Genomic DNA, 15,381 nt, shown 5'->3' with positions numbered 1-15,381 from the left:
GCGGTCCTCGAGAACCACCTCGACGTCACCGCCGGGTACGCCGACGACGTCGAGGCCGGCGCCCTCCCGCGCCCCGACCTCGTGCTGTGGCCGGAGAACGCCTCCGACATCTCGCCGCTCGACGACCGCCTCGCCGGTGCGCAGATCAGCGCGCTGTCCCGTCGCCTCGACGCGCCGATCCTCGTGGGCACCGTCCTGCCCACGGGGCAGGGACGCGAGGCCACCAACTCCACGCTCGTCTGGGACGCCCGCGACGACGTCGGCGGCGGTGCCGGCTCCGACCGGGTCGCCGACCGGCACGACAAGAAGTACATCCAGCCCTTCGGCGAGTGGCTGCCGATGCGGGGCCTGTTCGAGGCTCTCTTCCCGATCGCACAGGCCGCCGGCAACTTCGTCCCCGGGGACGGCGACGGGCTCGTCACCGCGAACGGGGTCGAGCTGGGCGTGGCGATCTGCTTCGAGATCGCGTTCGACGCCGCCGCCCGCGAACCCCTCTCGCGCGGCGCCCAGATCCTCACCGTGCCCACCAACAACGCCACCTTCGGCCACTCGGCCATGACGTACCAGCAACTGGCCATGTCCCGGGTGCGCGCAGTCGAGCACAACGTGCCCGTCCTCATCGCCGCGACCAGCGGCGTGAGCGCCGTCATCGGCCCCGACGGGGACGTGCGGCAGGAGACCGGCATCTTCGAGCCCGCGGTGCTGGCGGCTCGGGTCGAGGTCGGCGGGGCCGGTACAGTGGCAACCCGACTGGGCGGCGTCCCGCAGGCGGTGAGCTGCCTCGTCGGGTTCGTCGCACTGGCCTGGGCGCTGGTCCACACCCGCCGACGGCCCGTGACCCGACACGAGGAGACGTAAGTGACCGAACCGACGACGCCGGGCGGCAGCGCACCCTCCGCGCGCACGCTGGTGATCATCCCCACCTACGACGAGCGGGACAACCTGCCCGGCGTCGTGGAGCGCCTGCTCGCCTCGGCCCCCGACGTGTCGGTCCTCATCGCCGACGACAACAGCCCGGACGGCACCGGGGAGGTCGCCGACCGGCTCGCCGCCGACGACCCGCGCGGCCGGATCTCGGTCCTGCACCGCGCCGGGAAGCAGGGTCTCGGCGCGGCCTACATCGCCGGGTTCCGCTGGGGGCTCGAGCGCGGGTACACGGTGCTGGTGGAGATGGACGCCGACGGCAGCCATCCGCCCGAGCGCCTGCCCGCCATGCTCGAGGCCGTGGACGGCGGCGCCGACCTGGCGATCGGGTCCCGCTACGTCCCCGGCGGCTCGGTGGTCAACTGGCCGTGGCAGCGCCACGTCATCTCCCGCGGCGGCAACATCTACTCCCGCGTCGTGCTGGGTGTCGGCATCAAGGACATCACCGCCGGCTACCGCGCCTACCGCGCCGACGCGCTGGCCGAACTCGACCTCGACGCCATCGAGTCCAAGGGCTACTGCTTCCAGATCGACATGACCTGGCGGCTGCTGAACAACGGGCGGCGTGTGGTGGAGGTGCCCATCACCTTCACCGAGCGCACCGTGGGGCACTCCAAGATGAGCGAGTCGATCTTCCGCGAGGCCGCGGTCAACGTCGCCCGCTGGGGCTGGGAGAAGCGCCGCGCGCAGCTGCGAGCGCTCGTCGGGCGCTGAGTCCCCCGTCGGCCGGGCGGTGCGCCCCGCCGACGCGGAACGCCCCGGCCCCCTCGAAAAGGGGACCGGGGCGTCATGCCGTCCGGTGGCTCAGCGCGCGCCGGCGCGGCGCCGCTTCTTGAGCAGGTCCATCCGCTCCTTGAGGAGCTCCTCGAGCTCCTCCAGAGAACGCCGCTCGAGCAGCATGTCCCAGTGGGTGCGCGGCGGCTTGCCCTTCTTCACCTCGACCGCGGGGCCGTCGATGAGCTGGCCCTCCTGGCCGTTCTTACACAACCAGGTGCCGGGAATCTCGGCGTCATCGGCGAACGGCACCTCGTAGACCTCGCCGTTCGGCGTCTGGTACCGGGCCATGCGGCGGGGCGCGAGGTCGTGGTCCCGGTCGGTCTCGTAGCTCACCGCTCCGAGGCGGCTGCCCCTGAGGACTCGATCTGCCATGCGAACTCCTTCTGCCGTGTTCGTCTGCGTCAAAGCACTGCGGTCACGTCACCGCGCTGCGGTCAATTCTGCGGATCGACACGACGCTGCGTGGTTCCTGCTCGTATCAACGCCAGAGGAACCCCCAAATGTTCCCACGGCCCGACGCCGCGGGCCACCCCGAGGGCGACCTGGGTACCCTTTCCTCCGTGGATTCCGACGTCCGGGCAGAGTCCCCCGCCCCCCGGCGGGGCGAGGCGTCCTGCGCGTGGTGCGGTCGCCCCGTCGACGAGGGCGGCACCGGGCGGCGGCGGCGGTACTGCCGTCGCTCGTGTCGCCAGCGCGCCTACGAACAGCGCCGGTCGCTGCGGATGCAGGATCTGCCCGAGGGGACGGTCGTGCTGTCCGAGGCCGAGTCCACCGACCTCATGGACCGGATGTTCCAGCTGCGCTGCGCGTGCGAGGACCTGCGGACCGCCATCGCCGAGGGCGAGGACCCGGCGGAGCTGGCGCGGATGTCGGAGGACCTCGTGGCGGCAGCGCGCCGGGCCGAGCGGCTGCGGTGAGCCGAGCAGCTGCGGTGAACGCTGTCGGCGAGGTCCTGCGGACGTGGTGGGATCGGTGGCGGCCCTCTGTCACGGGTCTCGTCGTCGCCGCGCTCGCGGCGTGGGTCTCGCTCATGCCGTCGCTGCTGCCGCGGGCGTGGCACTACCAGGGCATCGTCACCGGCGTGTCGATGCTGGTCGGCTACGGCGTCGGCGTGGCGCTCCGGACCCTGTGGCGGCGCGTCGTCGCGCCCCGCATCAGCCTGCACCCCGACCTCACCGCGCTGGGGGACCGCCTGCTGGCGTTCGCGCGGCTGTCCGCACCGTACGTATTGGTCGTCTACCTCATCACGGCCACCGCCACGGCGATCCGCTGGCAGGACCAGGTTTCCGACCTCGTCGAGTCGCCGCGCCCACCGTGGGCGGACTACATGCGCATCCCGTGGGTCGCGCTGGGTCTCTTCTTCGCGCTGCTGATCGCCGCCCGGGGCCTCCGGGCGGCGTACCGGGCCTTTGTCCGCGCGGTGCGCCGCCGGTTCGGGATCGGGGAGTACACCGCCCGGCTGGCAGGGGTCGTGGTGGCCGCCGCGCTGCTGCTGGGCATGGTCCAGGGCGTGCTGCCGCGCCTCTTCTTCGACGCCGCCAACCAGATTTTCAGCGCCCAGAACAACGAGGACCTGCCCGACGCCCGCCCGCCGCGCGAACCCGAGAAGTCAGGGGGCCCGGGTTCACTCGTGGACTTCGAGGACCTGGGCCTGCAGGGCCGGCGGTTCGTCAGCGGCGGCGTCGACCGGGAGACGCTGAGCGAGCTGCTCGGCGAGGAGGCGAAGGAGCCGATCCGGGCCTACGCCGGCCTGGAGTCCGCGCCCACGGACGACGAGCGCTCCGACCTCGTGGTGGCCGAGCTCGACCGGACGCGGGCCTGGGAACGGGAGTCCGTCGTGATCGTGCCGACCACCGGCACCGGGTGGATCAACCCGCACGCGGCCCAGGCGATCGAGCTGCTCTCCGGCGGCGACGTCGCGACGGTGGGCACGCAGTACTCGTTCCTGCCCAGCTGGATCTCGTTCCTCGCCGACCGTGAGAAGGCGGAGGCCGCCGGGCGCGCGCTCGTCGAGTCGGTGGTGGAGTGGCGCGACTCGCTGCCCCCCGACCGGCCGCGGCCGGCGCTCTACGTCTATGGCGAGAGTCTCGGCACCCAGGCCGGTGAGGCGGCGTTCTCGGGGATCCGGGACATCCGCGCCACCGTGGACGGCGTGCTGTGGATGGGCCCGCCCAACTCCAACCGCATCTGGCACTCGCTGGTCGAGCGCCGCGACCCGGGCACCCCGGTCACCGAGCCGGTGTACGCCGACGGCCTGCTGGTGCGCTTCTCCGAGGACCCGGCCGAGTTGCGCGGCGACGACAGCCCGTGGATCCCGCCGCACGTGCTGTACGTCCAGCACGCGACCGACCCGGTGGTGTGGTGGACGCCGGATCTGCTGTTCGACCGTCCCGCGTGGCTCGCCGAGCCCCCGGGCAAGGGCCGCCATCCGGGTATGTTCTACATGCCGGTGCTCACGTTCTTCCAGGTCACTGCCGACCTCGGTAACGCGGTAGGCGGGTCGCAGGGCTACGGCCACCTCTACGATCACCAGATCCTCGACGGGTGGGCGGCCGCGACGGGCCGCGAAGAGTGGGACGACGACGAGTTCCAGCGGTTCGCAGAACTGCACGCCGTCGCCATGCTGAACCAGGAACGCGGCTGACGCCTTCCCCGTCCCGGGTCCGTGTTCTAGCGTTGCCTCGGAGAGAACCGGCCGAGGAGACCCGCGAATGAGCACCCACACCGCAGACACGCACGACATCATCCGCGTCCTCGGCGCGCGGGAGAACAACCTCCGCTCGGTCGACGTGGAGCTGCCGAAGCGGCGGTTGACCGTCTTCACCGGCGTCTCCGGGTCGGGCAAGAGTTCACTGGTCTTCGCGACGATCGCCGCCGAGTCGCAGCGGATGATCAACGAGACCTACAGCGCGTTCGTCCAGGGGTTCATGCCGACGCTGGCCCGGCCGGACGTCGACGTGCTGGAGGGGCTGACCACCGCGATCGTCGTGGACCAGGAGCGTATGGGCTCCGACCCGCGGTCGACGGTGGGGACCGCGACCGACACCGGGGCGATGCTGCGGATCCTGTTCAGCCGGCTCGCCCGGCCCGCCATCGGCGGGCCCAAGGCGTACTCGTTCAACGTGGCGTCGGCCTCCGGGGTGGGCACACTGAAGAAGGCCGACGGGACCCGACAGAAGGCCGAGTTCACGATCACCGGCGGCATGTGCGTGCGGTGCGAGGGCCGCGGGTCGGTCTCCGACTTCGACATCGACGCGCTCGTGGACCGCTCGAAGTCACTCAACGAGGGGGCCATCACGGTCCCCGGCTACTCGATGGACGGGTGGTACGGGCGCATCTACTCCGGGTCCGGGTTCTTCGACATGGACAAGCCGGTGGGTGAGTTCTCCGGGCGCGAGATGGACGACCTCCTGCGCAAGGAGCCGGTGAAGATCAAGGCCGACGGCATCAACGTGACGTTCGAGGGACTGATCCCCCGGATCCAGAAGTCGATGTTGTCCAAGGACGTCGAGGCCATGCAGCCGCACATCCGGGCGTTCGTCGAGCGGGCCGTGGTCTTCACGACGTGTCCGGAGTGCGATGGCACGCGACTCAACGAGGGCGCGCGGTCCTCGCGGATCGGCGAGCACAACATCGCCGACGTCTCGGCCATGCAGATCACCGACCTCGCCGAGTGGCTGCGCGGGCTCGACGAGCCGTCCGTGGCCCCGCTGCTGGGGTCGTTGCAGCACACGCTCGACTCGTTCGTGGAGATCGGGCTGGGGTACCTCTCGCTCGACCGGCCGGCGGGCACGCTGTCGGGCGGCGAATCCCAGCGGGTCAAGATGATCCGCCACCTCGGGTCCGCGCTGACGGACGTGACCTACGTGTTCGACGAGCCGTCCATCGGCCTGCACCCGCACGACATCGACCGGATGAACGGACTGCTGCTGCGCCTGCGGGACAAGGGCAACACCGTCCTCGTCGTGGAGCACAAGCCCGAGACCATCGCGATCGCCGACCACGTCGTGGACCTCGGCCCCGGGGCCGGGTCCGAGGGCGGCGAGATCTGCTTCGAGGGCACGGTGGACGGGCTGCGGGCCAGCGGCACCGTCACCGGCCGCCACCTGGACGACCGCGCCTCTCTCAAGGACTCGGTCCGCGCGCCGGCGGGGTGGATCGGGGTGCGCGGGGCGAGCGCGCACAACGTGCGTGACGTGGACGTGGACATCCCTCTCGGGGTGCTGTGCGTGGTGACGGGGGTCGCGGGCTCGGGCAAGAGCTCGCTCATCCACGGCTCGGTGTCCCCGCGGGAGGGGGTCGTCGCGATCGACCAGTCGGCGATCCGGGGATCGCGCCGCAGCAACCCCGCGACCTACACCGGCCTGCTCGAGCCCATCCGCAAGGCCTTCGCCAAGGCGAACGGCGTCAAGCCCGCACTGTTCAGCCCGAACTCGGAGGGCGCGTGCCCCACGTGCAAGGGCGCGGGGGTCGTCTACACCGACCTCGGCATGATGGCGGGCGTAGCCACAACGTGTGACGACTGCGAGGGCCGCCGGTTCCAGGCCGAGGTGCTCGAGTACCGGCTGGGGGAGCGCAACATCGGCGAGGTGCTGGCGATGTCCGTGGCCGAGGCGGAGGACTTCTTCTCGGCGGGCGAGGCCCGCATCCCGGCGGCCCACAAGCTCCTGGTCCGCCTGCGGGACGTCGGGCTGGGCTACGTGCGGCTCGGCCAGCCGCTCACCACCTTGTCCGGGGGCGAGCGCCAGCGCCTCAAGCTGGCCGCCCAGATGGCCGAGAAGGCGGACGTCTACGTGCTGGACGAGCCGACGACCGGCCTGCACCTCGCGGACGTGCAGAACCTCCTGGGCATGCTCGACCGGCTCGTCGACGCGGGCAAGTCGGTCATCGTGATCGAGCACCATCAGGCGGTGATGGCCCACGCGGACTGGATCATCGATCTGGGCCCGGGCGCGGGCCACGACGGCGGGCGCGTCGTGTTCGAGGGCACCCCGGCCGACCTCGTCGCCGACGCCTCCACCGTCACCGGGGAGTACCTGGCCCGCTACGTCGGCGGGTGACGACCGCCGCGGGCCCGGCGTCGCCCGCCGCGGCGGCCGCGGGTACAAAGTCCCCATGACCGACTCCCGCGCTGTCCCTGATTCCTCGTCCGCCGCCGCGAGCACGTTCGTCCGCGTCTCCGGCCTCGTCGTGGACGAGGTGACCACCACGTCGCTGCGCGGTCACGCGGACCTGGGCGCCGACCATCTCACCGACTGGGGGACCGTGCACGGTGGCGTCTACGCGAGCATCGTGGAGTCCGCGGGCGGGGCGGGGGCCGGGTTCGCCGTCGCCGACCGGGGCCAGATCGCGGTGGGGGTCCACAACGGGACCGACTTCCTGCGCGCCTCCACCGGTGGGAGGGTCGAGGTGACCGCCGAGGCCCTGTTCCAGGGGCGCGGCCAGCAGCTGTGGGACGTGGTCATCACCCAGTCCGAGACCGGAAAGGTGCTGGCCCGCGGTCAGCTGCGGCTCCAGAACGTCGACCGCCCGGACGGCACTCGCGCGTGAGAGAGCGGGCCGGCTCAGCCGAGTCCGGCGCCCACCCGTCGGCACTGTTCGCGGATCCGCGCGTCGGCGGGATGATCCGGCTCGGTGGGCCGCCACCCGGAGGGCAGCTCCAGCTCGGCGAGGTCCGTCCACTCCTCGGCCGTGCCCGTGACGGCGTCCCGGTCGCGTGCGCCCAGCAGGAGGTACCCGGCGTAGGTGACCGCTTCCGCGGTCCGCGACTCGGGGGAGTCACCGTGTCCGTCCGCGATCAGCAACGAGTTGCTGCTGTTGAGGTCGCGGAGCGCGGACGCCAAGGTCGGTTCGTCCGGAGCCAGTTCGTCGCCGCGCGTATACCGGGCGATCTCGCGGAGCGCACGCCGGGTGTCCGCGCGAACGGCCCGGTGATGCGCCCGGCGGCCCAGTCCCCAGAGGACGACCAGCGCGGCGAGCACACCCACGACCGTGTCGAGCAGCCGCTCGCCGACCAGCGGCAGCGGCTGGTCCGGGACGTCGCCACCGGAGGCGGTGAGTAGCGCGAGCGGGGTGATGAGCGTGACCGCCAGACCGTAGTTGCGGGTGACCAGCAGTTCGATCGAGAACTGCAGCACCACGATCAGTCCGATGAGCCACCAGCCCGACGGTTGCAGCGCGGCGACCAGTAGGAACACCCCGAGCCCCGCGACCGTGCCGGTCAGCCGGTGCAGCGCCCGGTAGGTCCGTGCCACGCGGGGCCCGCCCTGGTGCAGGACGAGTGCGGAGAAGGCGATCACCCAGTACAGGTGCGGCTGGTCGGACCCGGCCAGGAGGGTGAGCAGGACGATCGACACCGCGGTGGCGGTCCCCACCGACGCCGCCACCGACCACGGCTCCCCGGGCCACCGCAGCCCGGTCCGCAGTCGCCGTCGCAGCGACCCGATGTGTCTGCGCTCGTCGCGGACGATCTCCCGCTCGGCCCGCCCGGCCGCGGCGGCGGACGGCATCTCCACATCTGCGGATTCGGGGTCCCCTTCGAGCCACCGGCCGGCGTCGGGATTGCGGGGATCCCAGGCGGGGTCGTCGCCGGGCACGATGTGTCGGCTCGCCCGCGCCGCGCGGGCGTCGTACTCGCGGTGGGCGGTGGCGAGCTCGGCGCTGATCGGCCCGGAAGGAGTCCACATACCCTCGGCGACGGCCTCTTCGGCGTCGGCGAGGGCCTGGGCCGCGGCGCGGTGTTGCGGCCGGCTGTCGGGTCCCGGTTCGGTGGCCGCGTAGGCCGCGACCGCGTCCCGCGCGCAGCGCACCGCTCGACGTTCCGGCCGGCGTGGATCGGGGAGAAGGTCCGCCATGGTCACCAGCCACGCCACGACGGCACCGACCGCGGTCATGCCCGGGACGAGGGCGGGTTCGGTGCCGTGCTCGCCGACCAGCAGGTACGCGATGCCGGCGGTCAGCACGAGGAAGTACGACCCGGGCGGACCGACGCGCAGCGCCAGGCACAGCCCGGCGGTGACGGTCGCCAGCAGCACCGCGGTCACCGCGAACGCGAGGTGGGAGCCCGCGGTGAACGCGCCGAGGGAGGTGGCGACGACCAGGCCCAGACCGATGCCGGCGACGGTCGCGGCGCGACGACGCAGCGGGGCGGCCGGGGCGTAGAGGACGGCGAAGGTCCCGGTGACGGTGAGCAGCCCCAGGTCGAAGCGCCCCAGCAGCGTCGGGACCGCCAGGCACAGCAGGACCGTGAGCCCCGCCTTGGTCGCATTGGGCAGCCGCGGGGGGCTCGGGGCCAGCGTGACGAGTGGTCGCAGGAGTTCTCCGGTTCGCGTCCTCGCCATGTGCTCCTCAGGCCGTCCTTCCGAATCGCTTGTGCAGTGCCTGCCTGCTCACCCCCAGGACCGTGCCGATCTCCGCCCAGCTCAACCCGTGCACTCTGGCGAATCGCACCGCGGCCGCCTCCTCGCGGGCGATCTCGGCCTTGGCCCGCGCGATGGCGGCCAGTCTGTCGACGGGGGAGTCCTCCGCGCTGAAGTCGAACGTCGTCTCCATTGTCACCACCTCATCCGTCAACCTACGTTGACACTACCGCCGATGTCAACCAGAGTTGACGCCAAGGGTGCGTCCCGGGGCGGTCCCGGGATACACTCCCGGGCATGTATCCCGGTGCCATCACCATGAAGCCCTGGCCCCGCCGCTGACGGCGGCGGAGACCACCTTCACCCCTCTCTCTCTCTGCACGCCGTCCACGGGCACACGCCGGGCGGCCATCTCGTGCTACCCGGCTCCACGACGAGCCGAAGAGGGCACCGTGCACCACGACCAGCATCATCACCAGCACCACCGACTCCCCGCGGGCCACCGCGCACACATCCGCCTGACCGACGTGGCGGTGACGCTCGGCGACCGCACCGTCCTGACCGGCGTCGACCTCACCGTCTCCGCGGCATCGCGGCTCGCCGTGGTGGGGGAGAACGGTCGGGGCAAGACGACGCTCCTGCGCGTCCTGGCCGGGCGGCACCGCCCGGACTCCGGAACCGTCTCACGGGTCGGACGGATAGGGACCGTCGACCAACACCTGGACGCCCCCGCGGCGCGCACGGTCGGCGACCTCGTCGCCGAGGAGATCGCCGACAGCCTGGCCGCCCTGCGCGCGGTGGACGCCGCCGCCGAAGCCATGGGGGCCGCGGTGCCCGGCGCCGACGACGAGTACGCGGCGGCGCTCGAGCTGGCCACCGCACTGGACGCGTGGGACGCCGACCGCCGCGTCGACGTCGCGCTCGCCGGGCTCGGCGCGTGCGACGACCGCGCGCGCCCGCTGGCGTCGCTGTCCGTGGGGCAGCGCTACCGGGTCCGCCTGGCCTGCGTCCTGGGCGCCCACCACGACCTGCTGCTGCTCGACGAGCCGACCAACCACCTCGACGCGTCCGGGCTGGAGTTCCTCACCGCCCGGCTGCGGGCGCACCCCGGCGGGGTCGCCGTCGTCTCGCACGATCGGGCGCTCCTGCGCGAGGTGGCGACGCATTTCTGCGACCTGGACCCGAGCCCGGACGGGAAGCCTCTGGTGTTCGGCGGCGGCTACGAGGGTTGGCTCGAGGGGCGCCGTCGTGTGCGCTCCGCGTGGGAGCAGGCCCACGCCGAGCAGCTCGACGAGCACCACAGACTCGCCCGCGCCGCGGACGAGGCTCGGGACCGGCTCCGCGACGGGTGGCGCCCCGCGAAGGGACACGGCAAGCATGAGCGGTCGACGCGCGCGGGCGGCACCGTCCGGGCGTTCGTCCGCCGCCGCGAGGAGCTCGAGCGCCACCGCGTATCCGTGCCGCCGCCTCCGCCGCGGTTCCGGTGGCCGGCGTGGGACGTCCCGGCCGGGCAGCGGGTGTTGACCTGCCGTGAGGTCGTCGTGTCGGGGCGGCTGCGCACGCCGGTTTCGTTCTCGCTCGACACCGGCGACCGACTACTGGTCACCGGCCCGAACGGGGCGGGCAAGTCGACGCTGCTCGCCCTGCTCGCGGGGGAGCTCGTCCCGGACCGTGGGGCGGTCGATCGTCGTCCTGCCGCGCGGGTCGCGTACCTGTCCCAGGAGGTGCCGGAGTGGGATCCGCTGCGGACCGCGGCGCAGATCTACACCGAGCACGTCAGTCGGCTGGGCCGTGCCGACGCGCCGGGGCTGACGTCGACCGGGCTCCTGGACCCGCGCGCCGCCGCCACCGCGGTGAGCCGGATGTCGCAGGGCCAGCAGCGTCGCCTCCACCTCGCGCTGTGCCTGGCCGCGCGGCCCGCGCTGCTGATACTGGATGAGCCGACCAACCACCTGTCGTCAACCCTGGTGGACGGGCTCACCGAGGCGCTGGTCACCGCGTCCTGCGCGGTGGGGGTGGCCACCCACGACCGTCAGCTCCTGCGGGACCTGTCCTCGTGGCCGGCCCTCGCCCTGACGCCGTCGGGAGTAGATTCTGTGCATGTCCGCTAACGCGAACCCCGGAAGCGTCGACATCAAGCGGCTGCGACGCGACCTGTACTCGGGCCGCGTCGGGCGCATCGACACGGTGGAGGTCCCGCCCATGTGGTTCCTGCAGGTCGACGGCCGCGGCGACCCCGACACCGCGCCGGCCTACCGCACTGCCGTCGAGTCGCTGTACGTCCTGTCGTACGCGATCCGGGCGATCGCGAAGTCGGAGCTCGGGCGGGTCCACACCGTGGGCCCGCTCGAGGGGCTCTGGTACGCCGACGATCCGCGGGTGTTCACCGCGCGGGACAAGGACGCGTGGAACTGGACGATGATGATCTGGCAGCCGGAGTGGATCACGCCGGAGGTCGTCGCCGCCGCGGGGGAGAGGGTGACGACGACGAGGGGCTCGGACGCCGGGGAGCGTGTGCGGTTCGCCCGGTTCGCGGAGGGTACGGCAGTGCAGACGCTGCACGTGGGGCCTTATGACGAGGAGGGGCCGGTCATCGCGCGGATGCACGCGGAGGCGATCGCGGGCCGGCGCGCGGTGCTGTCCGGCCACCATCACGAGATCTATCTCTCGGATCCGCGCAGGGTCGAGCCCGTGAGACTCAAGACGATCCTCCGCCAGCCCGTCGCGTCCGGCTGAGCCGCCGCCGCGCCGGGTCCGCTACGCGCCGGCCTCGAGAGAGTCGACGAGGCGCTGGGCGAGCGTGCGCAGTTGCAGCAGGTCCTCCTCCGACATGTCCAGCCTGCCGAGCAGGGAACACTGGATCGTCTCGGCCTCCGCGCGCAGCTTCTCGCCGGACTCGGTGAGGTGGACGTGGACGCTCCGGCCGTCGTCGGCGGACCGCGAGCGGGCGACGAGCCCGGCGTTCTCGAGGCGCGCCAGGAGCGGCGACAGTGTCCCGGAGTCCAGGTGGAGGCGGTCGCCCAGCTGGCGGACCGTGAGGCCGTCCTCCTCCCACAGGGCGAGCAGGGCGAGGTACTGCGGGTAGGTGAGTCCGACCGAGGCGAGGGCGTGCCGGTAGGCCGAGGTCGAGGCGCGCGAGGCCGCGTAGAGGGAGAAGCAGACCTGGTGGTCGAGGCGGAGATCGGCGGGCATAGGACCCAGTATCCCGGACATACCGGTTGCGCTCAACTCAGTTGTGCGCAACACTTCTGGCATGGACGATCTCACCCAGTCACACCGGACCGCACCCACACCGTCGTCGACCCGCAGGGGCCGGCGCATCGGGGCGGCGGCGCGCCACGTCGGCCGCTGGGCGCTCGGCGCCGCTCTGCTCGGCGCGGGCACCGGCCACCTCACGACCATGCGGCAGGAGTTCCAGGCGCAGGTCCCGACGTGGGTGCCCCTCGACCCGGACTTCGTCGTCGTCGCGTCCGGCGTCGTCGAGCTGGGCCTCGGCGCCTCGCTCATCCTCGCCCCGGCCCGCTTCCGTCCCGCGGTGGGCGGGGTGGCCGCCGCGTTCTTCGTCGCGATCTTCCCGGGCAACATCTCGCAGTACGTCACCGGCACCGCGGCCTTCGGGCTCGACACCGACCGCGACCGCTTCATCCGACTGTTCTTCCAGCCGGTCCTCGTGGTGTGGGCCCTGTGGTCCACCGGTGCGTGGCGCGCATGGCGGGCCCGGTCCCGCCACTGACGGGGCCCGCCGCTGACCGCATCCGTCGTCGACCGGCAGTCGCCGGTGGCCTCCATGCGTAGACTCGGCACCCATGCGCTTCGACGAGTACCGGAGTCGTGACGCCCTGGGTCTCGCCGCCCTCGTCCGCGGCGGTGAGGTGACGCCGAGGGAGCTGCTCGACGCCGCGACGCAGCGGGCCGACCTCGTGGCGCCGCAGCTCAACGCCATCGTCCGACGGATGGACGGCCCGGCGCGGGCCCGGGCCGCCGAGGAGCTGGCGGGACCGTTCGCCGGTGTACCGTTCCTGCTCAAGGACCTCGGCCAGGACTACCGGGGGATCCCCACCAGCGGCGGGTCGCGGGCCCTGGCCGAGGTGCCGGCGGCCGAGCACGCGACCGTCGTGCAGCGGTGGCTGGACGCGGGCCTGGTCGTCTTCGGCAAGACCAACACCCCGGAGTTCGGCGCGAAGGCCGTCACCGAACCGGCACTGTTCGGGCCGGCCCGGAACCCGTGGGATATGCGCCGCAGTCCCGGCGGGTCCTCGGGAGGGTCGGCGGCCGCCGTCGCGGCGGGTGTCGTGCCCGTCGCGGGCGCGAGCGACGGCGGCGGGTCCATCAGGATCCCGGCGGCCTGCTGCGGACTGGTCGGCCTCAAGCCCGGCCGCGGTATCGTCCCGATGGGTCCGGTACGCGGGGAGGCGATGCACGGCGCGGCGACCAACGGCGTCGTCTCGCGAACCGTCCGCGACACCGCCGCGATGCTGGACGTTCTCGCCGGCGGCGAGCCGGGCGGCCCGTACCTCCCGGCGATGCCGTCAGAGACGTTCCTGTCCCAGGTCGGCGCCGAGCCGGGTCGCCTGCGGATCGGGCTGGGCACGACGTCGTCCATCAACGCTTCGCCCCACCCGGAGGCGCTCGCGTCGGTCGAGTCCGCGGGCCGTGCGCTCGAGGGGCTCGGTCATCACGTCGAGGTTCTCGAGTCGCAGCCCGTCAACGATCTCGCACTGGCCCGCGACTTCCTCACCAGCTGGTTCGCGTACCTCGCGTGGACGGTGGAGAGCACCCGGCAGCGGACGGGATGCCGCGACCGGGACTTCGAGACGGATACCCGGATCGTCGCCGCGCTGGGCAGGTCGCAGAGCAGCGTGGACTACCTCACCGCGGTGATGCGACGCGACGACTACGTGCGCGAGTTGACCGCCTTCTTCTCGGGCTACGACCTGCTCATGACGCCCGGCCTCGCGGATCTGCCACCGCTCGTCGGCGCCCTCGACACCCCGCCGTGGGCCGTCCGGGGTGCGGAGGCGCTGCTGGCGACCCGGACCGCGCCGCTACTACGCCATTCCGGGTTCGCGGAGTCGATCATCGACGACAACTTGAGCTGGGTCCCGTACACGCAACTGGCCAACCTCACCGGGCGGCCGGCGATGTCGCTTCCGCTGCACTGGACGCCGGAGGGCCTGCCGATGGGGGTCCAGTTCGTCGCGCCCCTCGGCGGGGAGAGCCGGCTCCTGCGGCTCGCCGGGCAGCTCGAGCAGGCCCTGCCGTGGGCCGATCGCCAGCCGACGATAGACGGCGACGGCATCGCCGCACAGAGGATGTGACATCCCGGAGCGTGGCGAGGCGACCGGCGCCCGGCGCCCGGCGCGCCCTGATGGGGCCGCCGAGCATCGTCCCGACCGCGACCTCGAACCTACCCGCGTTTCGTCACCCGTGACGTTTCGACTGCATTGTCGAGCACGCACACGGCCGGCACACCGGGGCCGGGGACGCCGGCGCCGACCCGGACCCGGCGCGGCGCCCGCAGTCGCCGCCGGGCGGGCGACGCGAGACACCGGCGACACACCAGCCGGGTGGCACGACGACGCAGTGCGCGAGCGCGCCGTGGCGCGGTCCGGAGCCGACGTCGGCGGGCTCGGCGGCGTCGGAAGGTCCGGAGATATCAGCAGTGTCGCCGACGACAAGTCCGAGGCGGACGAGGGCGGGCGCAGTCACGTCGAGGCCGCCGGTCGAGAACGGTGGGACAACGCCAGCCCGGAGGATCACGGCCTGCGGCCATGTCACGTCGCGCGTCGTCGACCCCTTCTGGCCCGGCCACCGTATCCGCCAAGTGCCGATAATCTACATTATGTAAAGTAGAGGTCTGCGTATTGCATCAGATGAATCATCCCCGGGTCTTGAGCCGCGTTCTCGTTCGCAACTTCGATGTCGCTCCTGACCTGCGATGGCGCCCGCTTACGGATGGCGCCACCGACGGTCCGTGGCTCCGAGACCGCGTCTCAAGGCGGTTAGATGGCGATCTCCGAAACGTCGTTGACCTGCACGGGCTTCCGGGTGGTCTCATCAGTTGCATCACCGATTCAGTAGATGAAACGGCATCTTCAGTGCTTCCGCTGCTGCCGGATCGCTCTGGGCGGGCCCACTACCGGCGATCATCAAGGAATTCTGTGCCGATCTACAGCCGGTGGCCGCGAATACGCACAAGGCAGATACGCAGACCTTCCACCAACCACGCCCCGAAATAACAGACGAACCCCTTTAGGAGTTCCCGCTTGCCCGAGGCCTCGTAGGCGGCGATGAGTCGCTGGTAGACGCCGTAGGTGACCTC

At 72.2% G+C, this 15,381-nt stretch carries 14 protein-coding genes; 10 read left to right on the top strand and 4 right to left on the bottom strand.

Annotated features, from left to right (window positions below; genetic code table 11):
* Together lnt and KHA85_RS14545 are read left to right on the top strand one after the other, a co-directional pair.
* On the top strand, positions 1 to 858 hold an 858-nt coding region (gene lnt / locus KHA85_RS14550), incomplete at its 5' end, for an apolipoprotein N-acyltransferase (protein WP_213186350.1).
* A complete protein-coding gene (locus tag KHA85_RS14545) occupies positions 859 to 1,638 on the top strand; it encodes a polyprenol monophosphomannose synthase (RefSeq protein ID WP_061228739.1) in 780 nt (259 codons plus the stop codon).
* 90 nt (positions 1,639 to 1,728) lie between these two features.
* Here KHA85_RS14545 and KHA85_RS14540 read toward each other — a convergent pair whose 3' ends face one another.
* Positions 1,729 to 2,073, bottom strand: a complete 345-nt coding sequence (locus KHA85_RS14540; RefSeq protein WP_061228740.1) for an RNA polymerase-binding protein RbpA — start codon at positions 2,071 to 2,073, stop codon at positions 1,729 to 1,731.
* A gap of 128 nt (positions 2,074 to 2,201) precedes the next feature.
* Here KHA85_RS14540 and KHA85_RS14535 point away from each other — a divergent pair, with 128 nt between their 5' ends.
* The 4 genes from KHA85_RS14535 to KHA85_RS14520 all read left to right on the top strand — a co-directional run bounded on the left by KHA85_RS14535 (position 2,202) and on the right by KHA85_RS14520 (position 7,251).
* Positions 2,202 to 2,618, top strand: coding sequence for a hypothetical protein (locus KHA85_RS14535; RefSeq protein ID WP_236885739.1), 417 nt, complete (start codon positions 2,202 to 2,204; stop codon positions 2,616 to 2,618).
* A gap of 14 nt (positions 2,619 to 2,632) precedes the next feature.
* Positions 2,633 to 4,345 (top strand): alpha/beta hydrolase, encoded by a 1,713-nt coding sequence (locus KHA85_RS14530; RefSeq protein ID WP_213186349.1) that lies wholly within the window; start codon positions 2,633 to 2,635, stop codon positions 4,343 to 4,345.
* Between the two features lie 67 nt (positions 4,346 to 4,412).
* Complete coding sequence (locus KHA85_RS14525; protein WP_213186348.1) at positions 4,413 to 6,761, top strand: ATP-binding cassette domain-containing protein; 2,349 nt, start codon at positions 4,413 to 4,415, stop codon at positions 6,759 to 6,761.
* A gap of 55 nt (positions 6,762 to 6,816) precedes the next feature.
* Positions 6,817 to 7,251: a PaaI family thioesterase gene (locus tag KHA85_RS14520; protein ID WP_213186347.1), complete on the top strand. Its 435-nt coding sequence runs from the start codon at positions 6,817 to 6,819 to the stop codon at positions 7,249 to 7,251.
* A gap of 14 nt (positions 7,252 to 7,265) precedes the next feature.
* Here the strand turns inward: KHA85_RS14520 and KHA85_RS14515 are convergent, their stop codons facing one another.
* Both KHA85_RS14515 and KHA85_RS14510 read right to left on the bottom strand, forming a co-directional pair.
* Positions 7,266 to 9,041: an FUSC family protein gene (locus KHA85_RS14515; protein WP_213186346.1), complete on the bottom strand. Its 1,776-nt coding sequence runs from the start codon at positions 9,039 to 9,041 to the stop codon at positions 7,266 to 7,268.
* A gap of 7 nt (positions 9,042 to 9,048) precedes the next feature.
* Positions 9,049 to 9,252, bottom strand: coding sequence for a sigma factor-like helix-turn-helix DNA-binding protein (locus tag KHA85_RS14510; protein WP_007633914.1), 204 nt, complete (start codon positions 9,250 to 9,252; stop codon positions 9,049 to 9,051).
* A gap of 259 nt (positions 9,253 to 9,511) precedes the next feature.
* On the opposite strand from KHA85_RS14510, the gene KHA85_RS14505 reads away from it, so the two are divergent.
* Positions 9,512 to 11,170 carry an ATP-binding cassette domain-containing protein gene (locus KHA85_RS14505; RefSeq protein WP_213186345.1) on the top strand — a complete coding sequence of 553 codons (1,659 nt, stop codon included), beginning with the start codon at positions 9,512 to 9,514 and terminating at the stop codon, positions 11,168 to 11,170.
* On the top strand, positions 11,160 to 11,795 hold the full coding sequence (locus KHA85_RS14500) for a GyrI-like domain-containing protein (RefSeq protein WP_213186344.1): 636 nt from the start codon (positions 11,160 to 11,162) through the stop codon (positions 11,793 to 11,795). Before KHA85_RS14505 ends, KHA85_RS14500 begins: the two co-directional genes overlap by 11 nt.
* Before the next feature lie 21 nt (positions 11,796 to 11,816).
* Here KHA85_RS14500 and KHA85_RS14495 read toward each other — a convergent pair whose 3' ends face one another.
* Entirely contained in the window at positions 11,817 to 12,251 is a 435-nt protein-coding gene (locus KHA85_RS14495; RefSeq protein WP_007633908.1) for a MarR family winged helix-turn-helix transcriptional regulator, read from the bottom strand.
* A 61-nt stretch (positions 12,252 to 12,312) separates the two neighbouring features.
* On the opposite strand from KHA85_RS14495, the gene KHA85_RS14490 reads away from it, so the two are divergent.
* A complete protein-coding gene (locus tag KHA85_RS14490; protein WP_213186343.1) occupies positions 12,313 to 12,792 on the top strand; it encodes a DoxX family protein in 480 nt (159 codons plus the stop codon).
* A 73-nt stretch (positions 12,793 to 12,865) separates the two neighbouring features.
* A complete protein-coding gene (locus KHA85_RS14485; protein ID WP_213186342.1) occupies positions 12,866 to 14,377 on the top strand; it encodes an amidase in 1,512 nt (503 codons plus the stop codon).
* Positions 14,378 to 15,381 lie beyond the last annotated feature (1,004 nt).

The organism is Dietzia massiliensis (assembly GCF_018390595.1).
Taxonomy (GTDB): domain Bacteria; phylum Actinomycetota; class Actinomycetes; order Mycobacteriales; family Mycobacteriaceae; genus Dietzia; species Dietzia massiliensis.
This window is presented reverse-complemented; position numbering and strand designations above follow the sequence as displayed.